We start from the raw sequence: 23,307 nt of genomic DNA, 5'->3' as shown, positions 1-23,307 counted from the left end.
CTCTGTAGAGGCAGACATGAATGTCTGCAATGGGCCCAGAGTGTGTAAAAACGCTTCGCCAAAATTGAAGTGTACGCGTCTACGTTAAATCTGAAATTTATCTGCACGTCAGCAGATGTGGATTTCGTGTAGAGGCGCGATTTCCAGTCCTGTTTTGAGTACCTGACGCGCTCACAAACGTTTTTACACAGTCTCGGCCAGAAGCAATGGGATGGACTCCTCCTCGCCTCGGCATCTTGAGTGCCAGACTGAAGGTGCGAACCACAGTCAACAGTGAGAAGGAGTCCACACATGAAGCTTATGCGCATTGGGGTCGACCTGGCCAAGAACGTGTTTCAGATCCACGGTGTGGATTGCCATGAGAAGCCGGTCTGGCGGCAGCGGCTACCACGTGATCGCTGGCTTCAAACGGTGCTGGAAAAGGTCGAACCTGGTTGTGAGATCGGCATGGAGAGTTGCGGCGGGGCCCATCATTGGGCGCGGCAACTCGAAACTCGCGGATTTCGAGTCAAGCTGATCGCCCCCCAGTTCGTTAAACCCTATGTCAAAAGCAACAAGAACGACGCGAACGATGCCGAGGCAATCTGTGAAGCGATGAGCCGTCCCAGCATGCGCTTCGTCGCCATCAAGACAATCGAACAACAGGATATCCAGGCGACGCATCGCATTCGGGCCGGTTTAATCGAACAGCGGACGGCCAAAGCCAATCAGATCCGCGGGCTGGTCGCCGAGTACGGCCTCGTTGCACCGAAAGAATTACTGATGCTGCGTCGTGCGATACCGTGCTGGCTAGAAGATGCGGATAACGGTTTGACGGCTCGCTTTCGTTGTCTGCTGGATGGTTTGTGGGGCGACCTTCGTGCGCTGGATGAACGCGTACGCAAACTCGACGGCGAGATCACTGCGATCGCGACAAGCGAGCCGTCCGCCGTCCGTCTTCAACAGCTGCGTGGCGTCGGCCCAATGATCGCCACAGCACTCGTCGTCGCTCTCGGTGATGCCCGTCAGTTTGCCAATGGCCGACAGTTTGCCGCCTCGCTGGGACTGACACCGAGGCAACACAGTTCTGGGGGTAAGGATCGACTGCTCGGTATCAGCAAGCGTGGTGATGCGTATCTGCGAACGCTGATGATCCATGGTGCTCGCTCGGCACTACGCACGGCCAAATCCAAAGACGACCGGCTCAGCCAGTGGGCCGTCCGTTTAGCCGAGCGATCACATCCCAATGTGGCCGCTATCGCGCTGGCCAACAAAACTGCACGCATGGCTTGGGCGATGCTGCGCAACGACACTGATTACCAACCGGACAAGGCCGCGGCCTGATCCACGAATCTATTACGCCAACGAGTAAAAAACTGTCTACCACGATTGCGAAGCAACCCGAACGATGGCAAACCGGTCGAACCGGCGTCGGCAAACCCCTCAAGTGTCCAGGTGCGCGAAGCACGTAGAAGCGATTGGGAGCCGGCGCGCGAATAGCCCATCATGGCCCTGCATCGAAACGATGCTGTATCCAGAGGCCGAATATACGTGTGCAGTCGGCACGGGCGCCAAAGCGAGGGAAGCTTGCAACGAGGAGGAGTCCATATACGGACGCTCAGCCCACTCTTTTTCGGCAATACGTCACCGCCTGGCAGGCATTCCTAAAAAGGATTTACACTCGTTTTGCCTCGATTCAGACCGCTGTCTACATACGGGAAATAGACTTGTGCAGATTCAAATTATTTACACTCAAACAGGCATGTTGCTCTCCAAGCATCCTTACCCATCGTGGAGAGAGGTTCAAAATCAGTACCCTGACTACGTGACTTCGCTCGGACCCTGGGATGCAGATGCGATTATCGAATATCTAGCAGATGAATACCCCGAACTTTTACCGCATCCAAAAGAGCAAGTGGTCGCGTTAATTGAAGATACTCAAGAAACTAGAGTGCTTACTTTTGCCGCGTGAAAAACTTCCAGACGACCATTCGCCGATGTTCGCCAATGACGTCCGCTTTGGGTCCAGGCTGTGTGAAAACACCTGCAATTGTCTAATCTTCTGATCGTCTAGATCGTATCGAGGACGATCATGAAGCGATTCATTGAAGGCGAGGCCCGGACGCAAGTGACTCTGCTGCCGGAGTGCCTGGACGATTACGTAACCGAAGAAAATCCAGTCCGAGTGGTCGACGTTTTCGTCGATGAACTCGACCTGGGCGCACTTGGGTTTGAGGGCGTCGATCCTGCTGCAACGGGTCGTCCGGCCTATCATCCAGCGGTCTTGCTAAAGATCTATATCTACGGCTATCTCAATCGGATTCAGTCCAGCCGCCGGCTTGAGCGTGAGGCCGAGCGCAACGTCGAGTTGATGTGGCTAACGGGGCGTTTGGCCCCGGACTTCAAACCATTGCCGACTTTCGCAAAGACAACGGCAAAGCCATTCGCAGCGTATGCCGCCAGTTCGTAGTTCTTTGCCGCAACCTCAATCTCTTCTCCCAGTCGATCATCGCCATCGACGGCAGCAAATTCAAAGCCGACAATAATCGCGACCGCAACTTCACTCAGGGCAAAGTGAAGGCACGCATGCAGCAGATCGAGCAGAGTATTGATCGATATCTGGCGGCGATGGATTCGGCGGATCGGGCAACACCCGAAGTCGCCGAGGCCAAAGCAGAGCGGCTTAAAGAAAAGATAGAAACACTGAAAAAGCAGATGCAGAAACTCAAGGAAATCGAGGCGCAGCTCCACGAAAGTCCAGACCAGCAGATCTCCCTCACAGACCCAGATGCACGCTCAATGGCCACAAGCGGTCGAGGCACCGGAACGGTTGGCTACAACGCACAAACAGCTGTCGACGACAAACACCATCTGATCGTTGCCCACGAGGTGACCAACGTTGGTAATGATCGTGGGCAACTGAGCAATATGGCGAACCAGGCGCGTGAAGAAATCGAGGCTGAATCGCTAACGGTGGTGGCCGACCGAGGTTATTACAAAGGTCTGGAAATCCTTGCTTGCGAGCAAGCCGGCATCACTACCTTCGTACCGAAACCCCTCACATCTGGCAGCAAAGCCGAAGGCCGATTTGGTAAGCAGGACTTCATCTATCTTGCGGCGTCGGACGAGTATCGATGCCCTGCGGGGCAGTTACTAACTAGGCGGCATTCGTCGATGGAAGACGGCATGTTATTGCATTGTTACTACTTCTCGGGCTGCCAGTCCTGCTCAATGCAAAAGCAATGTACGACGGGTAAGGAGCGCCGTGTGAAACGCTGGGAACATGAGGCTGTAGTCGATGCGATGCAGGTACGGCTGGAAAATGATCCAGCGATGATGAGGGTTCGTCGACAGACCGTTGAACATCCTTTTGGAGCGCTCAAGTTCTGGATGGGAAGTACCCACTTCCTGACCAAAACCCTGCCGAGGGTGAGCATCGAGATGAGCCTTCATGTGCTCGCCTACAACCTCAAACGAATGATGAGTATCTTCGGCATCGCAGGACTGCTTGAGGCGATCAGGGTGTGAACCCAGCTACTTGATCGTCCGTGAGTAGCCGTTTGGGCCGCTGACGCGGCCCAAACGGCATTACGAACGTCTATGTCTCTGACTGAGCTAATTTGCGCTTTCGCCCGCTGATTCCATAGGCAACCCTCGCGACTCTCAGTTTTCGAGGTGTTTAGCGCGTTTTCACACGGCCTGGGTCGGTTGCTGCCCTTCGCGACAGGCTGTAATCGGTCATAAGCAGTCAGTGGACAGACTGGTTGTAACCTGATTGCCGCGTTGCACCATCGTTGTCGGCCAACCGGACTGGGGGCAGTTGCACCGTTTTACTCGTTATCGGTAATTGCCTGCTTTTTACCGTTGTATTTCATATGCGCAATCTACGCAGTTAGAACCCGTTGCCGCCCACAGGTGATGCCAGCCGCTCGACAGAAATCGCAATTCGATCCCGAGCAATCTTGTCATTTGCCAAGGCTTAGGGCAGGGTCGATACCACTGACATCTCTGCCAAAGGAGTCACCCCATGTCAAAGGTATATCCCAGTATCGATCCCGAGGGGTTGGTCGAGTACTCAGTGGTCTACACCGACCGCTCGCTCAACCACATGTCGCAGTCATTTCAAGACGTGATGAAGAACATTTCCAGGACCTTGAATCAGGTCTACAACGCCCAGGCTGTTGCGGTGGTTCCGGGCAGCGGCACATTTGGCATGGAAGCGGTGGCGCGCCAGTTTGCCACCGACCAGCAATGCCTGGTGATACGCAACGGCTGGTTCAGTTATCGCTGGAGCCAGATCCTTGAGATGGGCAACATCCCGGCGGCCACCACGGTGCTGAAAGCCCGACCGGTCGAGACTGGTCGCCAGGCGGCCTACGCCCCGCCCCTCTGGACGAAGTGCTGGCAGCCATTCAGACGCAGAAGCCGCAGATTGTCTTCGCCCCCCACGTTGAAACCTCATCAGGGATTATCCTGCCCGACGAGTACCTGCGGGCCGTCGGCGACGCCGTGCACGCGGTGGGTGGCCTGTTCGTGCTGGACTGCATCGCCTCAGGCACGCTTTGGGTTGATATGCAGCAATGCGCAGTCGACCTGCTGATCAGCGCACCGCAGAAAGGCTGGAGCGCCTCCCCTTGCTGCGCACTGGTGATGCTCAGTTCGTTGGCCCTCGAGCGCATCGAGCAGACGCAAAGCACCAGCTTCGCCTGCGACCTGAAAAAGTGGCTTCAGATCATGCAGGCCTACGAACAGGGCGGACATGCCTACCATGCGACCATGCCCAGCGATTCCCTCGCGCGATTTAACGAAGTGATGAAAGAGACGCAAGCCTACGGTTTCGACAAGGTCCGCGACGAACAACAGGCCTTGGGCGATCGGGTGCGCGCAATGTTGACCGGCAAAGGCATCAAAAGCGTGGCCGCAGCGGGCTTTCAGGCGCCTGGCGTAGTGGTGAGCTACACCGATGATGCCGATATCAAGAGCGGCAAGAAATTTGCCAACCACGGCCTGCAGATCGCCGCCGGAGTGCCGTTGCAATGCGACGAGCCGGCCGACTTCCAGACCTTCCGCATCGGTCTGTTCGGACTCGAAAAGCTGCACAATATCGAGCGCACGGTCAGCACCCTCGAGCAGGCATTGGACGAGGTGTTGGTTAACTAAGCCCTCATCGTGCCCGCAGCAGATGCCGGACCTGTGAGTTCCAGGAAGGCATCCTGCCCCGGGCACTGCCGGCCCATGGCGCTAATCTTCGACAAATTTGACGCTAGTCGCCCGGACGTCATATTAGAACCACAAGGGAACGCCCATGCACGCGTCTTACTGACACGTGCACCCTTCAGCGCTATCAGAAAAGGGTTCCAACGAAGCCTTACGCGGGGTGGATGATTGGCGGCTGAATGACTTGGATTTCCCCATTGCAGACGGTGACAACGGTCAAAAATCGGCCAAGAGCAGACGCTGCTTGTGCCTTAACCCCAAGTTACATTCACTGATGTGGGCGTACCCTAAAAATGGATCGCGTGCACCCTATGCACGCTCAAACGCGGCACACGCATGACGTCCCTGCTTGGGAAGACTCTGTAGGTGCTAACACACCGAATGTGAACGCCACACGTAAGCTCAGCTCTCCCTTCCCCGAGAAGGTCGCCTGACCAGCCTCCTTATGTGACGAATTAATTCACGGATATTTACCGATGGAGTAGGTCCTTATACGATGGAGTCCGCATTTATTCCTGCCCATCACGTCTGAGTAAGCTATGGTTATTCGGTGTATGACAAAACGGATTAACAAATTGTGTTTTATAGTCACGCAAAATTTTTCGCAGACAAATAAGCGGCAACTGTCCATAGGTCAGTTATTTCTATATTCACATACAACACCGTTGGGTGCCTGAGCGATGAATAACACTAGTTTTCTGGGTGAAAGCGCTAAGAGCTTCAGTATAGTGATAGTGAATTACAAGACACCAGAAATCACCAAGATATGTTTGGATTTATTGCATCAGCATGTGGGTGGTATCGTTCCAATATGGGTAGTTGACAACTATTCCGCCGATGAAAGTACTGAGTACTTGCGGACTCTTGACTGGATCAACTTAATCGAGCGTACTGTTTCTGAACCAGAGCAGGGCCATATCGCCCATGGCAAAGCACTTGACATGGTTTTGGAGCGGATTGAGTCTGATTATTTACTCCTGATGCACACCGATACATTTATTTTCGATAAAAATGTTTTTCCAATGATGCTAAATAAATGCATGAAAAACCCCAACATTGTAGCCGTCGGTTGTGTAGAGCAACTAAATCGTGGGACCACGAGAACCCTTTGGCGGTTTAGCTCACGATTGTTAAAGCACCATTTCAGACGCCTGAAAATCTCCTTGGGATTACGTTCCAGAGAACCAAAACCGTACAGAGAAGTCTACTTGAAGAGTTTCTGTACATTGTGGAACTGCAAACTTATCAAACAGCACGGCTTGCGTTTCTCGATGGATGATCGTGTGCCCGGCTACACCCTCCAAGACCGCATGACCGAGCTTGGCTATGTCATTGAAATGTTATCGCCGCGTAAAATTTTCAGCTATCTAGATCACATTCAGTCCGGCACTGTCGCAGCGGCTGGTGGCTATGAAAAGACTCATAGACGAACCAAAATGTACAACAACATTCTCAAGCGTCTTAACAAAGACAACAGCCAAAGCTAAGCGTTGAAGGCACGCAGCGAGTAGTGTGTGCGACACGGCTTGAAATTATCCTTGGGTTTTTATATTAAGTTATTGGAGCGGTAATGGCCCCCATCACTCAAACACTACCTATCACCCTCTCCCCGGAGCTTGATTTCGACCAGAGCGCCGCCAGCGCTTTGGGTGACTCGCTAGCCAGTAGCTATATCCAGGCTACGCCATTTCCACATATAGTCATCGATAACTTTTTACAGGAAGACCTGATTGCGAGTATCTGTTCGCACTTCCCAGTCGAGCCAACTAACAACGAAATGCTCTACGAGCGCGGCTATAAAGGTCAGCGCAAACGACAAATCAGTCCCAACGAATGCGCCCCCTATTTGAAGACTGTTTTCAACGCCTTTAACTCGGCCCCCATGTTGCAGTTTCTTGAAAAGCTCACGGGCATCGAAGGTTTGATACCCGACCCCTACTTTATCGGTGGCGGGCTACATGAAACGAAAAGTGGTGGCTTCCTAGGTGTTCACTCGGACTTCAGACTCAACAAAAAGCTTAATATTGAACGCAGGTTGAATGCCATAATTTATCTGAATGAAGACTGGCAAGAGGAGTACGGCGGCAACCTGGAACTTTGGGATGTCGACATGAAGACTTGTCTTAAAAAAGTCCTGCCAATTTATAACCGCTGTGTCATTTTCAACACAGACAAAGACAGTAATCATGGGCACCCCGAGCCTTTAACGACTCCGGAGCACATCACGCGCAGGTCTATAGCGCTTTATTATTACACCGCACAAACCATGGCGGCCGATCCCGCACAAAGAAATAAAACACATTACAAGCCAAGGCCCAAAGATCGTTTAAGCCTCAAGTACTACTTGAACAAACTAATCAAAAAGAGAAACTAAGCTATATCGCTAGAGAGGACGCCCCCCCGCCGTTCCGCAGACCAGGCTCAGGCTTGCCGCCTAAAGATGGCTCGGCGAGGGAGACTTCTTCCCGATAATGCTTTCTGCAGCAGCGTGGTACTCGGCATAACTTCCTGGCCGGGGTGTACCAGACTTTGTCTCCTGGTGCCAAGGCCATCACACCCGGCCCCACTTCTTCGACAACGTCAGATACGTCGTGTCCGGTAAGGGTAACCGCCGAGTTTATGCGGTAATACTCGGCCAACCGGATGACAATTGCGATGTGACTTCACTAGAACAACCTTGAACGCTCTGAATAACCAAGATTTCGTAGACTAGACCGACCGACTGCTTTTGGCGGTTTGCAGCCTGTCACCAGTCCTTAAAATAACCTGGTTATTTCATTCAAGATCCGATCCTGCGTTTCAACACTGGGTCTGTGGCGATAAGCCACTGCTAAAAATGCAACGCCTTCGTAGTCGCAGCGGATCGAAAAAGTCATCCCTTGACGAAACCCAAAAACGGACCTGTCTCCGGCATCAACAAAATATCTCGCTTTTGTAAGCGCTGATTGAGCGTGCTTCAGGCATTCAGCTTGACTAAGCGAGTGTTGTATCCAACTGGTAGTGACACGTACAGAAGACGTCTCGCTATCATCGATCGGTGGTCGAGCAATGGCTTTGGCAGGTGTATTGATATTGTCGTTACTGGAACAAGCAGTTAGCCCCATTGAGATAACAGTCAGCAAAAAGCCAAAACGAAGTCTCGAATGCTTAAGTAAGTGTCGCATCGCGGGGCGTTCCTCTGACGATGTGCAATGAATAAAAAATGCCTTGTGCTGCCATGTGCTCGTCTCTGGCGTAGAAACAGACGTTGTTAGCATAGCAGTGGAAAAGTGGCTTTCTGGCAGCCGATCTGCAAGGTCAGCTATTGGCCGACTGCAGTCAGTCACGAAATGCCGCAGTCGACCCAAAGCGCAGGATGTGTCGAGGCAAATTCGTCGTTACTTTTTGCAGGGGCCTCGCGTCAGGGGGCGATGCGCCCCCGCTCATCCCGCCAGTGCAACGGTTCTTCGAACGGGAAGGAAGAGGGACGAACACACCTGGGCAATAGGCTGGGCAACTTCGTGCAAATCTTTCATAACCGAATGCCCTCCGGTTCGGACCTTTGATTCTGATGCAGTCACCTCCCCTCTGTGACGACGGGTTAACCCACCGTCACAGAGGGTGCACTCTTACTCCTTCACCTCAACCTTATCCAACGCCTGATTCACCGCCAACTCCCCCAACATCACCACTTGGGTAATCCCCAACAGCGTCTTGCGATGTGAGTTATCCAATAACGCCGCAAAATTGCTGAGCATAGTAGTGGCCGAGCCCAGTGATTCGCTGGCGTTGGCCAGCAGGGACTCGGTGTCGTATGCCGGGTTGGCGAGGAACATGGGTTCGGGTTCGTGGTTGCTGGCCATGATGTGGGCGCCCGGATTGAGGTAGTGGTCGAGGGCGCGTTCGGCGGCTTCGTGGAGTTTTCTGGAATCGAGGGATTCGTAGGGGGATGCCGGATTGGTGTCCGGTGGGTTGGGTGTTGGTTTGATCATAGATGAAGCTCCCGTCACAAATATAAGGAGCCATCACTCTCGCTACCAAACGAGGGTGGCGGCCATACGTGGGTTGGTAGACCGGTTGCGACAGGAAACCCGGCGCTCACAAAGGAGCCCCACGCATGCCCACCATAAAAGCAGAGTCCGAAAGAAGGGACTGCCTAAGGTGTCGCCATGCGACTGTCACAAGCGGGCTACCAAACCCGATCACTGTTTTTCAGTGACAGGGAAACGATATAGCCCCCCCAAAAGCCGCACAAGCCGGCGGATTCTGGCGCACGCGTAGGCAACGACGCAAGGCGTTGTAGCCGTTAGGACGTAACGCCGAGTGTCTTTAAACGCGCGCGCCCAAACATGTTTAAAGCACTCAAAAAACAGCGACGCGTAGCGCTCGCCCAAAAGCGTACACGCAGGCCTGTTTGCGTCAGAAAACAATGTGAGAGATTAAAATGCCGGTTAAATGCCAACGGCGTAGTCAAGGTTCAGTTCGAGCAATGGTTGTGCAGTCCATCACGACACATATTGACTAGGTCAAAACCGGTTAATATGCCCCCGCTTCGTCTACCCTCACAAAGCGCCAAGCAAGTTCAGCTTGCGTCAGGCGCATCGATCATTTTTCAGTTCATTCACCGGAGAGCTTCCATGCTCAAGCGTACCCTGGCATTGGCCGTCGGCCTTACCCTGACATTTGGCAGCCTGTTGGCGCAGGCCGCCGACACCTTGAAAGTCAGCGCGATTCCCGATGAAGCCCCGACTGAACTGCTGCGCAAGTTCAAGCCGCTGGGCGTTTATCTGGAGCAAAAGCTGGGCATGAAGGTCGAGTTCGTGCCGGTGAGCGACTATCCGGCCGTGGTCGAAGCGCTGGCCACCGACCGCATCGACCTGGCCTGGCTGGGCGGCTTTACGTTTGTGCAGGCACGCCTGAAAACCGGTAATGCCATTCCGCTGGTGCAGCGCGAACAGGATGCCCAGTTCACCAGCAAATTCATCACCGCCGACCCGAACGTCAAATCCCTCGCCGACCTGAAAGGCAAGACCTTCGCGTTCGGCTCGGTGTCCTCCACGTCGGGCAGTCTCATGCCGCGCTATTTCATGCTCAAGGATGGCATCAAGCCAGAAACCTACTTCAGCCGCGTCGGCTACTCGGGCGCCCATGACGCCACCGTCGCCTGGGTCCAGGCCGGCAAGGTGGACGCCGGGGTGCTGAACGCCAGCGTGTGGGAAAAACTGGTCGCTGCCGGCAAGGTCGACACCGCCAAAGTCAAAGTGTTTGCGACCACCCCGGCCTACTTCGACTACAACTGGACAGTGCGCGGGACCCTCGACCCGGCGCTGGCGGCGAAGATCAAGGCGGCCTTCCTGGCACTCGATCCGGCGAACCCGAAGGACAAGGAAATTCTCGATTTGCAGGCGGCCAGCCGGTTCATCGAAACCAGCCCTGACAATTACAAAGGCATCGAGGAAGCCGCACGCGCTGCCGACCTGCTGAAATGACCTTGCGTCTGACCCAGGCCAGCCTGACCCATGCCAACGGCGTCAAGGCATTGCGAGAGGTGAACCTGCACATCGGTGCAGGCGAGCAGGTTGCCGTCATCGGCCCGTCCGGCGCTGGCAAGTCGAGCCTGCTCAACTTGCTGGCCACCGCGTTGCGACCGGACAACGGCGAGTTGCAGGTGCTCGGCGAGCGAGCGTGGCAGCTGTCTGCCCGGCAGCGCCAGCGTTTGCGCGCACGCATCGGTCTGATCCATCAATCGCCGCCCCTGCCACCGCGCCAGCGTGTGGTCACCGCGGTGCTGGCCGGAAAGTTGGGTCAATGGGGCCTGGGCAAGAGCCTGCTGAACCTGATGCATCCTCTGGATATTCCGGGCGCCCGCGCGGCGCTGGCCAGGCTGGACCTGGGCGATAAACTGTTCGCACACTGCCAGCAACTGTCCGGCGGCCAGCTACAGCGCGTGGGCATTGCCCGCGTGTTGTATCAAGCGCCCGAGGTGCTGCTGGCCGATGAGCCGGTTTCGGCAATGGACCCGGTGCTGGCCGAACACACGCTTTCGGTGCTCTGCCGCCATGCCCGGGAGCACAACGTCACCCTGATCGCCAGCCTGCATGCGGTGGAGCTGGCCCTGGCGCACTTTTCGCGGATCATCGGCCTGCGTGACGGGAAGATCCTGTTCGACCTTGCCGCCGGCGACGTCGACCGCGAGCTGCTCGACACGCTCTACGCCAATGAGCAATTGCACACCTTACCGGTGCCTCCAGTGTCCTTGAGTGTGCAGATTCCCCGATGCTGACGTCTGCCTCGCGCGATCCCGCCGCCCTGCCCCGTTTGCTCCTCACCCTGCTGGCGCTCGCCCTGTTGTGGCCGGGCATCCACTTCAGCGAATTGGACCTCGGCGTTTTAGTGGCGAGTGACAGTCAGAGCGAGATGGGCCGGTTTGTTTCCGCCTTCTGGCCTCCGGCCCATGACGCCGAGTTCATCGAACTGCTGTTGCAAGCCACTCTGCAGACACTGGCCATCGCCACGGCCGGTATGGCCCTGGCGTTGCTATTGGCCGTCCCTGCCAGCCTGCTGGCCAGTCGCGCCCTGTCGCTGTCGGCCGCATCCCGTGCCGGTCACCCAAGCTTCGGCGGCCAACTGCTGCGTTGGCCGGTACGCGGTTTGTTGATCTTCCTGCGCAGCGTGCCGGAAATCGTCTGGGCCCTGCTGTTCGTGCGCGCCGTCGGCCTCGGCCCGACCGCCGGGGTATTGGCTATTGCGATTACCTACAGCGGCATGTTGGGCAAGGTCTACGCAGAAATTTTCGAGTCGGTCGACCAGCGACCAGCCCATGCATTACTGCGTTCAGGCAGCGGTCGACTGGCAGCGTTTTGCTACGGGATTTTGCCCAATGTCGCGGCGGAGCTGCTGTCGTACACGGTGTACCGCTGGGAGTGCGCGATCCGCGCCTCGGTGGTGATGGGCTTTGTCGGTGCCGGCGGTCTGGGTCAGCAAATGGATCTGTCGCTACGCATGTTCGCCGGGGGTGAAGTGGCCAGTTTGTTACTGACGTTCCTCGTCCTGGTGCTGCTCGCCGATCAACTCAGCCGCCTGCTGCGCTGGAGGCTGACATGAATCGCCTGATCAATCTGGTGCTGCTCCTGGGCATTGGCGCTGCGGCAGTCGCCTCGTTCATCTACCTGAGCATCGACCTCGGCGAACTCGGCAGCGCCGGCAACCTGAAGCAGATGGCTGCCTATGTGCAGCGTTTCCTGAGCCCGGACCTGAGCGCGGGTCATCTGCAAGCCATCGGTCACGGCGCGCTGGAAACCATTGCCATGTCCGTCTTGGGCACCCTGCTCGCGGCGGTCTTCGGGCTGCTGTTGGCATTGCCCGCGGCCGGGCGTTTCGGCTGGCCGTTGCAGAGTGCATCGCGCCTGGTCCTCAATGCCTTGCGCGCGGTTCCGGAACTGGTATGGGCGGCGCTGATGGTGCTTGCCGCCGGACTCGGCCCCAATGCAGGCACCCTCGCCTTGGCCCTGCACACCACCGGCGTACTCGGCCGGCTGTTTGCCGAAGCACTGGAAAACACCCCGCCCGAACCGGCCGATGCCATCCGCCTGCAGGGCGGCAATGCCATCTCGGCGTTCTGTTACGGCACCCTGCCCAACCTGTTGCCGCAGCTTCTCGCCTACATCCTGTACCGCTGGGAAAACAACATTCGCATGGCCAGTGTGCTCGGATTCGTCGGCGCCGGTGGTTTGGGGCAAATGCTGTATGTCAGCCTCAGCCTGTTCCAGGAAGCTCAAGCCAGCACGGTAATCCTGGCCATGTTGCTACTGGTGATCGCCGTCGATTCATTGAGCAGCTGGAGCCGTCAACGCTGGGTCAAGGCTTGACTGCTTTCGCAGAACGCCCTACTCCTCCAAACGCCCCGTACCCTCACGGTCGTGTTCGTAGTGCCTGATGAGCGCAAACGCCGGCAACCAGGACTCGCGACGCACAATCCAGCTTTCGTAGGTTGGCGTCAGTTGATCAGGGGCATCGAGAGACCCCAGGTTCACTTCGATTTCATCGGCGGTGCTTGCGAAAACGGACGATCCACAGCGCGGACAAAAATGCCGCCCGGCGTAGTCGCGTGTTTCGCCCTCGATCGTCACCGCCTCCTGAGGGAAGATCGCGCTGGCATTGAAAAGGGCCCCATGATGCTTGCGGCAATCGAGACAGTGGCAGAGGCCGACCCGGTAGGGCCGTCCTGATGCCTCGATTCGAACATTGCCGCACACGCAGCCACCGGTGAATCGGTCCATGTTGCATCTCCTCTGAATCAAACACGACGGGATGGAACAGAAGGTGTCGTAACCGGCACAATCCGCTGCACCGTTTCCCTCCGTGCCTTCCTTGGTGCTAAATAGGCAGCCCAGGTTTCAAGTCCAGACCCTGTCGTGTATTGCCGTGAAACGAGAAATCGATATGAACACCCATTTTCAGACAAGTGATACCCCTGAGCCCAAGACCTGGCAAGAGGCCAACCGCCACCTCCTTCCCCATCAGCCGTCAGTGGTAACAGCATGATCGAAGTCACCGAAGTGTCCATTGCCCGATTGCGAGCGGCGCTGGAGTCTGGCCAGACCACGGCAGTTGAACTGGTCCAGGCCTACCTTGCCAGGATCGACGCCTACGACGGCCCCGACACGCCAACCGCGCTCAACGCGGTGGTGGTTCGCAACCCCGAGGCGCTCAACGAAGCGCAAGCGTCCGATGCCCGTCGGGCCAAGGGCGAAACGCTCGGCCCGCTGGATGGCATTCCCTACACGGCCAAGGACAGTTATCTGGTGAAAGGCCTCACCGCGGCCTCTGGCAGTCCGGCCTTCAAAAACCTGATTGCCTATCGCGATGCCTTCACCATCGAACGGCTGCGCGCCGCCGGGGCCATCTGCCTGGGCAAGACCAACATGCCGCCGATGGCCAATGGCGGCATGCAGCGCGGGGTCTATGGCCGGGCCGAGAGCCCGTACAACGCTGACTACCTGACGGCGCCTTTTGCATCGGGCTCATCGAACGGCGCCGGGACGGCCACCGCCGCCAGTTTCGCGGCCTTCGGCCTTGCCGAAGAAACCTGGTCGAGCGGACGCGGTCCGGCCTCGAACAATGGCTTGTGCGCCTATACCCCTTCGCGCGGGGTGATTTCGGTGCGCGGCAATTGGCCGCTGACGCCGACGATGGACGTGGTTGTGCCCTACGCGCGAACCATGGCCGACCTGCTTGAGGTGCTCGACGTGGTGGTGGCGCAAGACCCGGATACACGCGGCGATCTGTGGCGAATGCAACCCTGGGTGCCGATACCGAGCGTCGCGTTGGTGCGCCCCGCGTCCTACGCCGGGCTGGCCGCGACCACCGATGCGCTCGCTGGAAAACGCTTCGGCGTGCCGCGCATGTACATCAACGCGGACCCTGACGCGGGCACCAGCGAGGCGCCGGGCATCGGTGGCCCGACGGGGCAGAAAATCAATACCCGCCCTAGCGTGATCGATCTTTGGGAAGACGCCCGGCGGGCACTCGAAGCCGCTGGTGCCGAGGTGGTCGAAGTCGACTTCCCGCTGGTATCGAATTGCGAAGGCGATCGTCCGGGCGCACCGACCGTGTTCACCCGCGGCCTGGTGTCCAAGGAGTTCCTGCACCATGAGTTGTGGGACCTGTCGGCCTGGGCGTTCGATGATTTTCTGCGGGCCAACGGTGATCCGAAACTGAATCGCCTGGCCGATGTCGACGGGCCGCTGATCTTCCCGCATGACCCAGGCACCCTGCCCAATCGCGAAGACGACCTTGCCGCCGGCATGGACGAATACGTGAAGATGGCCGAGCGTGGCATCACGCCGTGGGATCAGATCACCACGCTGCCGGACGGCCTGCGCGGGCTTGAAGAAACACGTCGAATCGACCTTGAAGACTGGATGGACCGGCTGAAGCTCGATGCGGTGCTATTCCCGACAGTGGCCGACGTCGGGCCGGCAAATGCCGATGTCGATCCGCAGTCGGCGGACATCGCGTGGAGTAACGGTGTGTGGGTCGCCAACGGCAACCTCGCCATCCGCCACCTCGGTGTGCCGACGGTCACGGTGCCGATGGGCGTCATGCCGGACATCGGCATGCCGGTCGGGCTGACCTTTGCCGGTCGTGCCTATGACGACTCAGCGCTGCTGCGCTTTGCTTCGGCGTTTGAGTCGGCCGGCAGCAAACGAATGATCCCGCCTCGGACACCGCCGTTGCAGGGCTGAAATAGCAGCGCGCGGGATTGGGCCAGTGCAGGCTCCAATCCCGCCTTGTCATCAATTCACCCGGACTCCAAAACTCAAACCTTCACTGATCCAAGACAATCTCCAGTCGAACAAGAACCCTGTGGCGAGGGAGCTTGCTCCCGCTGGGTCGCGAAGCGCCCCCAAAAAGGGCCTGCTGCGCAGTCCAACGGGAGCAAGCTCCCTCGCCACAGATACGACGTTGCGTTTAAGTGAACAGCATTACTCGCCACAGGGGGCTTGTTCGGCTGGAGATTATCTTCGGTCTTAGGTGAGCGCCGTTTCACTGATGCATGGCGCCTGCAACGTTTCCATCAGCAGCTGATCCACCACTTGCGACAGCGCGGCGTCAACATCCCCTCCCCCACGCAAGGCTCGCCCATACACTCTCCGCTGCCGGTCTGCACTGGTGCCGTCCCGGAGAATCCGGCGGGCCTGGGCGAACACATCCTCCACGCCCATCTTCTGCGCCGTGTCTCCAAGAATCTGTTGCGCCCTGAACAGCCATTGCGCCGCAGAGAACGGTCGATCGTAGCCTTCAACGATGAAGGCTGCGTGGATGCCGGACCGTTTCGCCCGCCAGCGATTTTCCTTGAGGATCCATTGCGACACTTGCGAATAGCTCAATCCCGGGCGAGGTTGGTCAATGGCATGGGCCACCAGCAAGCGAAACAAAGAGGCGATGCACAAGACGTCATCCAGGCGCGGACAGGCATCCGTCATGCGCATCTCCAGCGTTGGGTATTTCGCGGCAGGTCGTAAGCCCCACCAGCAATCGCCCGCCTGCTTGATCGTGCCCGTGCGGATCAGCATGGCGACGTAGGCTTCATAGGCGCTTTGATCTTCGAAGAATTCAGGAATGCCCATCCGCGGCCATTCATCACACGCCGTTTGACGGTAGCTCATGAAGCCGCTGTCGGCGCCGTCCCAAAAAGGTGACGATGTGCTCAGTGCCAACAACAGCGGCAACCACGGCAGGACTTCGTTCATCACTTGAATACGGTCCACGTGCCCTGGCACTTCAACATGCACGTGCAGGCCGGACAGCACGCTGCGCCTTGCCACGCGCTGGTAGTCTTCAAACAGTTGAACAAAATGAGGATGGTCGGTGGCGTGCTGCAAACGCCAATCGCTCAATGGGTGGCTGCCGGCACTGAGCAGTCCCAGACCGTGACGTTCGAGCGTCCCCCGCAACCTTGAGCGCGCAGAAAACAGGTACTGCGCTGCTTGCGCGACGCTGGTGAAGATGGGGGACGCGACTTCGATCTGCCCCTTGAACATTTCATGGGCGAAACAATCGCCGAGCACCCCCTGACACGCTTCAATCGATGCGTCGGGAGGATTCTCGGCCATACGCCGGGTGGCCAGGTCCGTAATGAAGTATTCCTCTTCAATGCCAAACTTCAGGTGCCTGTCCATCGCCTCACCCCTCACCTTGCCCTTGAATCAAGCCTAGCCTAACGCCGTATCGAGAAACATCATGAGCCCGAACCCTAGCATCAGGCCCAGCGTCGCCGGGGTTTCGTGGCCATTGCGGTGAGTCTCGGGAATCACCTCGTGGGAGACGACGAAAATCATCGCGCCCGCCGCCAGGCCCAGGGCAACCGGGTAACCCAGCGCGAAGCCGGTGGAAATGCCCAGTCCCACGACAGCGCCCAATGGCTCCATCAGCCCTGAGCCGACCGCAATCAGCGCCGCCCGCAACGTCGACACACCCGTCACTCGCAGCGCCAGTGCAATGGCCAGTCCTTCGGGGATGTCCTGGATGGCAATCGCGGTGGTCAATGGCAGACCCACCTTCATGTCCCCGTTGGCAAAACTGACGCCGATGGCCATGCCTTCCGGCAAGTTATGTAGCGTGATAGCCAACACGAACAGCCAGACTCGATTGATGCGCTGTGCGTGCGGGCCCTTGCGACCAATCTTCTGATGCTCATGTGGGACAAAGCGATCCAGCCCGATCATCAGAGCCACGCCCAAACCCAACCCAAGGACCACGACACACGCCGCCAGCAGCTTATTGCCGCAAATGGCCTGCGCCGCCGCGATACCAGGAAGAATGAGAGAGAACGAGCTGGCCGCGAGCATCATGCCCGCGGCGAAACCCAGCATGATGTCCTGAGTCCGTGCGGCAATGTCACGCAAGACCACGGCCAAAACGGCGCCAAGTGCGGTCGCGCCGAAACCCGAGACGCCGCCCAGGAATGCATACCGCAAGTTGACTCGGTCCGCCCCGGTCAAGGCGCTGTAGCCGCTGACCAGCAGCAGAGCGGTGACACCCACCAGAGTTGACCAGAACAGAATGCTCAGCCAACTGCCGCTTTTTCCTGGGGCAAACCAGGCGCGCCAGGGGCCTCTTGCAGGCGAAGAATGGTCCGACATCAGGACACCTGTTTTCCGTTGGAGCGCTTACGGGTCGCTTCAGGCGCAGCCATCCGGATCTGTTTTGATATCCGCAAAGCGTCTCGTTCGAACGCCATTGCAGTGGTATTGAACAGCCGATAAAAGTCCTGTGTAGCCTCTGCGGAAAAAGCGTCTGGATTGGAATTCATGGGGTTCGCCTCAACTCTCCAGCACCACAAAAAACCGCACGCCGGGTGGCGTGCGGTGACCCTCGTCACGCATCGGGTTTTCCTTAGAGGCCCGCCCCCAAGTCAGCACCCGTGATCGGATCGCTTTCAGGGTCAGACATCGTGCGGACTTTCATGGCCAGCAACAGCTCCTCGTCTTCGGCGCTGAGCTGGACGCTTGCCGTGCCGTCCCCGCCATCGACTGCCGACTGTGGATCGTCCACGTAGTTCCAGTCCTCGCCCTGGTTCCATGGCCCGCGAGTGCTGCCTTCGCCCTGGGACAAGTTGAAATAGACGTTGGTGAATTCCGGCATGCCGGGAAGCTTGCCCTGCGGAAAGTTCGGCTGGATCGCGTGCAGGGCTTTTTCAAAGGAGAGTTGATGGGCGATCTCGCGCGTCATCAGAAACCCCAGCGCCTCTTTCACCCCGGGATCATCCGTGATGTTCATCAAGCGCTCGTAGACGATTTTGGCGCGAGCCTCGGCGGCGATGTTGGAGCGGAAGTCAGCGGTCGGCTCACCGATGGTGTCGACATACGCGGCCGACCACGGCACTCCGGCCGAATTGGTCAGCGGTGCCCCGGCGCCGTACAGCAGGCTGGTAATGTGCGAGTCATTGCCCGCTCCATTGATCGCGCGGTACAGCTCGCCTTCTTCGTCCACCCCTTCTGCCAGTTGACCCTTGGCGCCCTTGTTGAGCATCACGATGATCGATCCGACGACCTCCAGGTGACTGAGCTCTTCGGTGGCAATGTCCATCAGCAGATCCTTTCTTCCCGGATCATCCTCGGCCAAAGCCTGGGTGAAGTAGCGGGACGCCGCCGCCAGTTCGCCTTGGGCGCCGCCGAATTGTTCGAGCAAAAGGTTCGCCAATCCCGGGTTGGGTTGGGCGACACGCACGGTGTATTGAAGTCGTTTGTTATGTAGAAACATGACGAATCTCCTCAGGCCTGAAGGGGCGTCGATATCCATCCGGCAAATGACCAAATGCGCCGCCCACAGTTATCTGAAGGTGCCGCGCCTGAGAAAATTTTAAAAAGATTGGCCGCTCGCGACAGGCGGCATTGGCGGCGGGTTTTGGCATGTTTTTGTCACCAGTCGTCGGCGATCAATCAATCGATTCAAACTTTTATCGGCCGCCAGATCTCCACCGCTGTCAAACCTGTTTTTCATCGTTCGACGGTGCTTGAGAAGCGGAAAAAAACGGGAGGTCTGTGTCAGGCCTCCCGCTGTTTTTTGCAGCCCTTTATGAAGCGCCGGATTGCGAGGTGCCCAAACCTCGTGACAGATCGGCTGGTGTATCGGAGGCCGCGTGGTATTCCCCTTGCGGTTTCGTTTCTACGTCCGAGTGATCGGTGGTTTTGGTCACGGTGTCGCGCACAGCCTCGAACCCCTCCCTCGCCTGTTGCTTTACCTTATCGGCCAGGCCGGCGCTGGTTTTGCCCATGTAGCGTTGCTCGGTCGCTGTCGAAGGCAATGCCGCACCCAGCATGGCACCTAACGCGATGCCCGCGGCGGCGACCATCAGGGGTTGCTCCTTCAACAACTGACTGAATTGAGTCCCCAGCACCTGCGAACTGCGGACCAATCGGTCACTGGCATCATGCACGGCATGACTGATGGTGTCGGTAGCAGCACCCAGGTTGTCGCCCATGTGAGCGGCCTTGCCCTTGATGGTCTGATAACCGTCCTTGAGCGTGTCAGTCGTCTGGTGCAAATGGTCACGGGCACTGTCGATGCCATCAGCCAGACCGTCGGCCCACTCGCCGACTTTGTTTTGATCCGGACCCACGCGATAGCCTGGACGGGGTGACGGCGGGCGATTCTGACTCATCATCAACCACAGCAAACCGACGGATGTCAGGACGGCGGGAACCGGATTGTTGCGAACGCTGGTGCCCAGGTTAGTCAGGAATGTCGTGCCGTTGCTTTGCATCATCGTCAGCGCCTGATCGAACATCTGCCCAGGGGTGAACTTGCTTTCCAGCGCATCGACGATGTTGCCGATACTCGCCCGCTGAGCATCGATTTCACGCTCGATGGCTTCAGGGCTTTTTGCCGCTTCGATGTCGAATTCACTGTTCATGAGACTTTCCTCCGCAGCGCTTCCTGGTCTTTGTTCAAGGCATCCAGCGTGCGATCAGGCTTGAAGTGGGACGGCTCGAATTGTTTTTTCCCGGACTGCAGCATGGCAAACCCGACGATCATCACCACCACACCGACAATCAGCGCCGCCAGCCACGGCGCCATCACGGTGCTGAGGCCATAGACTGCGGACATCAACAGAATGATGAACCCCGCTAACAGGACAATCGCCCCTCCCGCAACCCCGGCGATGCCGGCTTTGAGTGTTGTGAGACTGGCTTGAAGTTCGGCTTTGGCCAGCGCCAGTTCCTTGGTGAACAGCGCGGGCACTTCACGGGATAACTGACGTAACAGACCGACGACCGAAGCGTCATGGTCCGGCGCGTGCACCGGTCTCGAGCCTGGAAAATCTGGATCTTCTCTGTTCATCACAGTGCTCCATTGACGTTTGTCGAACCCGGTGTGGAGGTCGTCGCGAAGTTCGAAGGGTGGTCTTGCTCGCTCGGTGGGGCCGGCGTGTTGTCAGTGCGTGACGCGACGGAGGTTTCATAGGGGCGTTGCGCACCAAAACCGCCTGGCGGAGGCATCGAGTGGCCGGCTGCCGGGTTGTTGGCATCGGTGAAGGTGGCCGCCGGGGAGCTGCCGGCCTTCAGGAATCGCGACAGGCCGAAGCCCAGCGCGATGCTGCCGGCAATGAACAGCCCTGGATTGCTGCGGGCCAGCTCGGCCCCGTCATGCAGCAGCTGTTCGGCACTTTTGCCGCGCAAGTTTCCGGCCAGGCCACTCATGGATTCCGCCATGTCGGCCAGGTAGTCGGACATGCCGAGGGTGTCCTTGCTTTCGAGTTCGGAGACAACCGATTTCGCGCCCTTGGCCAAAGCCTCGATCTGATCGGCGGCGGTGTCGCGGTATTGCCCGAACTGAGCGTCCGCCTGTTGTCGTGCACCCTCAAGTGCCTCCGTCACGTCCTCCTTCAAGTGTTCAAAGCCTGGCTCCGGCCCTGGGGAATCGGGTTTGTCTGGCTGACTCCCGGTGGTGCTGTCTGAAGTATTCATGTCATCCCTCGCCTTCTGTCTGTAATCAAGCGTTCCGGGAGTTCGCAGTGAGTGCAGCCTCCCTCACTGCAGATGACGAAGGGGGTGATGGGGAGTTCCAACGGAGTGATGATCTGCTTTTCTGTGGGAGGCGAAACTAAATTCGTAGAGGGATAAGGGGCATCGCGAGGAGGCATGCAAGGTCGTTGTTTTTGAAACTGGGTCAGGCGGATTTTCATCACACCTGACCCGCACCGTCAGGCTTTGGCGGCCATCGCGGTGACTTCCACTCGCATGCCTTCGACCGCCAAGGCGGCCACACCAACGGCGGCACGAACCGGCCACGGTTTGGCGAAGAAGCGTTTATAAACCTCGTTGAACGCGGCGCGGTCGGCCATGTCGGTGAGGTAGATGGTCAGGTGCAGCACCCGGTCCATGGAACTGCCGGCACGCTCCAGCGCGACCTTCAGCGCCTGCAGCGTGCACTCGCTCTGCAGGGTGATATCGCCCAGTTCCAGGCTGCCATCGGCGCGGGTGGGGATTTGGGTGGAGACCAGCATGCCGCCGAAACCGGCGACGTCGGAGGAGATGGAATCCGCGTCGGGATCAGGGGTGAACGTGATGTCTTGGTTTGCCATGGAGGATCTCTTTCTTGAAGGAATAACGAGGCGGTCGATGCCTTGAGCGCGGACAGTTTACAGGCCGAAGCCGGGATTGCATGTGCGCTTGAACCCCGGCAAAAATCTCGAACTCCCTCTGCGCCCCTGCATCCAATGTGTAGATCAACGGAGGTACACGCGATGAACAGCGATGACAGTGACATCGAACGGGATCGGAAAGACAAGGACGCCGAAGAGCTCGATTCAGAAACGCATCCCGAAGAGGATGAAGCCGAGGCGCTCCAACGAAAGATAGATGAGATAGAACGCAAAGTGGCGGATGGGAACTAGCGTGAAGGCCACCCCGCTTATCTTCAGCGGAGGTGGCCAACAGGCTGAACGAATGCTCTGCGCCTAGTTCGGGTCCAGCAACCCGCCACTCCAGTTGCGCGAAATCCGGCTCCCGGTGAATTTCGCCACCACCATGCCCTGCGACACGAGCCGGTCCCGATAGCGTGTGACCATCCGCCCCGCCTGCTCGGCCACCAGCACCACTTCGGAAGACGGATCACCGGGCCGTCGCAGAATCCGCGCAAAGCGCTGCCCTTCCTCGACGAAGTCACCGAGTTCCTTTTCAAAGATCAACACCCCGGGTTGCGGCGCGAGGATGGTTTCCATCTGGCCCATTTCCATCACTTCGACGGGCCAGTCACCGGGTGACAACGCCTCGTCGATGACCCCGCAACTGCACAGCCAGGCGTACAGTCCCGCGGCGTCCTGCTCGGCCAACCGATCGCTGACATCGCCCTGCCCACGCAGCTCCAGGGTCGCGGCCATGCGTTGCGCGGTGACGCCATCACGCAGCCACGGTGCGATGATGGTTTCTTCGAAGGAGCCGTCGCCGCCGTCATCCCAGATGATCGCCACGTCCATCTTCATCGCCGCCGCCAATTCGCGGGCACGGGGCCAGAAACTGCGGTGCACGTAGAGGTAGGGCAAGGCTTCGTCATCGGTGTGCAGGTCGAGCATCACCTGCGCCGTGGACGCCAGTTGCACCAGGCTTTTCTGCCATTCCTGGACGTTGGTCGAAGGTTGCTCCATCGCGGCTGACTGGTCGAACGCGCGGTTGAAGTTATGCCCGGTCGCATCGTGAAAGCGACCGAGAATCCGCCCCTGGCGAAACTGCCCGATACCCAGGGGATTGGCCTGCGGCACCACCGTCACACTGCCCTTGAGCCGGCCCTCGGCCTCGACGACTAGAAGCCGTTGCATCAACAGATGCAACACCAGCATCCCGGCGATTTCATCAGCGTGCACCCCCGCCTGCAAATGCACCTTCGGCCCGCTGCCGTCGCCCCCGAAACGCCACGCGCCGACCTGCACCGGATCGCCATTGTTGTTGCGAACACTGAACGAAATATCCTGCGCCATCTGCTTGTCCTCCCCCGTCATGAACGTTAAAAACCGACGCATCACTGCGGCCGACGCTGGAGATTGAACGCATGTTCAACTAAGCTCGCCAACCTGGCACTGCACCCAAGGATTCCCGTGTGACAACCCCCTCTCCAAAAAACCGTCGC

General features: G+C 58.0%; 23 protein-coding genes and 2 pseudogenes. 12 read left to right on the top strand and 13 right to left on the bottom strand.

Annotation, left to right across the window (positions count from 1 at the left end; all coding sequences use genetic code 11):
- Positions 1-291: 291 nt before the first annotated feature.
- The 6 genes and pseudogenes from HP062_RS01520 to HP062_RS01495 all read left to right on the top strand — a co-directional run bounded on the left by HP062_RS01520 (position 292) and on the right by HP062_RS01495 (position 7,570).
- Positions 292-1,323: an IS110 family transposase gene (locus HP062_RS01520; protein ID WP_172790620.1), complete on the top strand. Its 1,032-nt coding sequence runs from the start codon at positions 292-294 to the stop codon at positions 1,321-1,323.
- A gap of 385 nt (positions 1,324-1,708) precedes the next feature.
- Positions 1,709-1,951 (top strand): hypothetical protein, encoded by a 243-nt coding sequence (locus HP062_RS01515; protein ID WP_081853949.1) that lies wholly within the window; start codon positions 1,709-1,711, stop codon positions 1,949-1,951.
- 120 nt (positions 1,952-2,071) lie between these two features.
- Positions 2,072-3,507: pseudogene (locus tag HP062_RS01510) on the top strand (IS1182 family transposase).
- A gap of 499 nt (positions 3,508-4,006) precedes the next feature.
- Positions 4,007-5,139 (top strand): annotated as a pseudogene (locus HP062_RS01505) (aminotransferase class V-fold PLP-dependent enzyme).
- A gap of 737 nt (positions 5,140-5,876) precedes the next feature.
- Positions 5,877-6,683 (top strand): glycosyltransferase family 2 protein, encoded by an 807-nt coding sequence (locus HP062_RS01500; protein WP_083377112.1) that lies wholly within the window; start codon positions 5,877-5,879, stop codon positions 6,681-6,683.
- Positions 6,684-6,766: 83 nt separating this feature from the next.
- Entirely contained in the window at positions 6,767-7,570 is an 804-nt protein-coding gene (locus HP062_RS01495; RefSeq protein ID WP_145310895.1) for a 2OG-Fe(II) oxygenase, read from the top strand.
- 1 nt (position 7,571) lies between these two features.
- On the opposite strand, the gene HP062_RS31380 is transcribed toward HP062_RS01495, so the two are convergent.
- The 3 genes from HP062_RS31380 to HP062_RS01480 form a co-directional block, all read right to left on the bottom strand.
- Positions 7,572-7,748: a hypothetical protein gene (locus tag HP062_RS31380; RefSeq protein ID WP_372242832.1), complete on the bottom strand. Its 177-nt coding sequence runs from the start codon at positions 7,746-7,748 to the stop codon at positions 7,572-7,574.
- A gap of 204 nt (positions 7,749-7,952) precedes the next feature.
- Positions 7,953-8,360: a hypothetical protein gene (locus tag HP062_RS01485; protein ID WP_172790664.1), complete on the bottom strand. Its 408-nt coding sequence runs from the start codon at positions 8,358-8,360 to the stop codon at positions 7,953-7,955.
- A gap of 444 nt (positions 8,361-8,804) precedes the next feature.
- The gene (locus HP062_RS01480) at positions 8,805-9,167 is read right to left on the bottom strand and encodes a DUF6124 family protein (protein WP_010459091.1); all 363 of its coding nucleotides are present in this window, start codon (positions 9,165-9,167) and stop codon (positions 8,805-8,807) included.
- Between the two features lie 645 nt (positions 9,168-9,812).
- Here HP062_RS01480 and HP062_RS01475 point away from each other — a divergent pair.
- Genes HP062_RS01475 through phnE form a run of 4 tightly spaced genes read left to right on the top strand, consistent with a single transcriptional unit; the run spans position 9,813 to position 13,043 of the window.
- A complete protein-coding gene (locus HP062_RS01475) occupies positions 9,813-10,664 on the top strand; it encodes a putative selenate ABC transporter substrate-binding protein (protein ID WP_010459090.1) in 852 nt (283 codons plus the stop codon).
- Complete coding sequence (locus HP062_RS01470; RefSeq protein ID WP_172790663.1) at positions 10,661-11,458, top strand: phosphonate ABC transporter ATP-binding protein; 798 nt, start codon at positions 10,661-10,663, stop codon at positions 11,456-11,458. Before HP062_RS01475 ends, HP062_RS01470 begins: the two co-directional genes overlap by 4 nt.
- Positions 11,452-12,279, top strand: coding sequence for an ABC transporter permease (locus HP062_RS01465; RefSeq protein WP_172790662.1), 828 nt, complete (start codon positions 11,452-11,454; stop codon positions 12,277-12,279). The genes HP062_RS01470 and HP062_RS01465 overlap by 7 nt, the downstream gene beginning before the upstream one ends.
- Positions 12,276-13,043, top strand: a complete 768-nt coding sequence (gene phnE / locus HP062_RS01460; protein WP_172790661.1) for a phosphonate ABC transporter, permease protein PhnE — start codon at positions 12,276-12,278, stop codon at positions 13,041-13,043. The genes HP062_RS01465 and phnE overlap by 4 nt, the downstream gene beginning before the upstream one ends.
- An 18-nt stretch (positions 13,044-13,061) precedes the next feature.
- Here the strand turns inward: phnE and HP062_RS01455 are convergent, their stop codons facing one another.
- Positions 13,062-13,454 carry a GFA family protein gene (locus HP062_RS01455; RefSeq protein ID WP_172790660.1) on the bottom strand — a complete coding sequence of 131 codons (393 nt, stop codon included), beginning with the start codon at positions 13,452-13,454 and terminating at the stop codon, positions 13,062-13,064.
- Positions 13,455-13,715: 261 nt separating this feature from the next.
- Here HP062_RS01455 and HP062_RS01450 point away from each other — a divergent pair, with 261 nt between their 5' ends.
- Entirely contained in the window at positions 13,716-15,422 is a 1,707-nt protein-coding gene (locus tag HP062_RS01450; RefSeq protein ID WP_172790659.1) for an amidase, read from the top strand.
- Positions 15,423-15,707: 285 nt separating this feature from the next.
- On the opposite strand, the gene HP062_RS01445 is transcribed toward HP062_RS01450, so the two are convergent.
- The 8 genes from HP062_RS01445 to HP062_RS01410 all read right to left on the bottom strand — a co-directional run bounded on the left by HP062_RS01445 (position 15,708) and on the right by HP062_RS01410 (position 21,766).
- On the bottom strand, positions 15,708-16,859 hold the full coding sequence (locus tag HP062_RS01445) for a carboxylate-amine ligase (RefSeq protein WP_172790658.1): 1,152 nt from the start codon (positions 16,857-16,859) through the stop codon (positions 15,708-15,710).
- A 33-nt stretch (positions 16,860-16,892) separates the two neighbouring features.
- Positions 16,893-17,822, bottom strand: coding sequence for a ZIP family metal transporter (locus HP062_RS01440; protein WP_102593353.1), 930 nt, complete (start codon positions 17,820-17,822; stop codon positions 16,893-16,895).
- Entirely contained in the window at positions 17,822-17,992 is a 171-nt protein-coding gene (locus HP062_RS01435) for a hypothetical protein (RefSeq protein ID WP_154504182.1), read from the bottom strand. Before HP062_RS01435 ends, HP062_RS01440 begins: the two co-directional genes overlap by 1 nt.
- Positions 17,993-18,075: 83 nt before the next feature.
- Positions 18,076-18,942: a manganese catalase family protein gene (locus tag HP062_RS01430; protein WP_172790657.1), complete on the bottom strand. Its 867-nt coding sequence runs from the start codon at positions 18,940-18,942 to the stop codon at positions 18,076-18,078.
- A gap of 313 nt (positions 18,943-19,255) precedes the next feature.
- The gene (locus HP062_RS01425) at positions 19,256-20,095 is read right to left on the bottom strand and encodes a DUF3618 domain-containing protein (RefSeq protein ID WP_172790656.1); all 840 of its coding nucleotides are present in this window, start codon (positions 20,093-20,095) and stop codon (positions 19,256-19,258) included.
- Complete coding sequence (locus HP062_RS01420) at positions 20,092-20,523, bottom strand: phage holin family protein (protein WP_083377121.1); 432 nt, start codon at positions 20,521-20,523, stop codon at positions 20,092-20,094. Before HP062_RS01420 ends, HP062_RS01425 begins: the two co-directional genes overlap by 4 nt.
- Entirely contained in the window at positions 20,523-21,149 is a 627-nt protein-coding gene (locus HP062_RS01415; protein WP_083377122.1) for a hypothetical protein, read from the bottom strand. Before HP062_RS01415 ends, HP062_RS01420 begins: the two co-directional genes overlap by 1 nt.
- A 236-nt stretch (positions 21,150-21,385) precedes the next feature.
- Positions 21,386-21,766 (bottom strand): RidA family protein, encoded by a 381-nt coding sequence (locus HP062_RS01410; RefSeq protein WP_010459079.1) that lies wholly within the window; start codon positions 21,764-21,766, stop codon positions 21,386-21,388.
- Between the two features lie 162 nt (positions 21,767-21,928).
- Here HP062_RS01410 and HP062_RS01405 point away from each other — a divergent pair, with 162 nt between their 5' ends.
- A complete protein-coding gene (locus HP062_RS01405) occupies positions 21,929-22,078 on the top strand; it encodes a hypothetical protein (RefSeq protein ID WP_162179681.1) in 150 nt (49 codons plus the stop codon).
- A gap of 63 nt (positions 22,079-22,141) precedes the next feature.
- Here HP062_RS01405 and HP062_RS01400 read toward each other — a convergent pair whose 3' ends face one another.
- On the bottom strand, positions 22,142-23,158 hold the full coding sequence (locus tag HP062_RS01400) for a succinylglutamate desuccinylase/aspartoacylase family protein (RefSeq protein ID WP_169857332.1): 1,017 nt from the start codon (positions 23,156-23,158) through the stop codon (positions 22,142-22,144).
- Between the last annotated feature and the right edge of the window lie 149 nt (positions 23,159-23,307).

Origin of the sequence: Pseudomonas sp. B14-6 (assembly GCF_013260315.1) — a bacterium.
In the GTDB taxonomy this organism is placed as follows: Bacteria; Pseudomonadota; Gammaproteobacteria; order Pseudomonadales; family Pseudomonadaceae; genus Aquipseudomonas; species Aquipseudomonas mandelii.
Note: the sequence above shows the minus strand (reverse complement) of the source record. Positions and strands in the feature narration are given on the sequence as shown.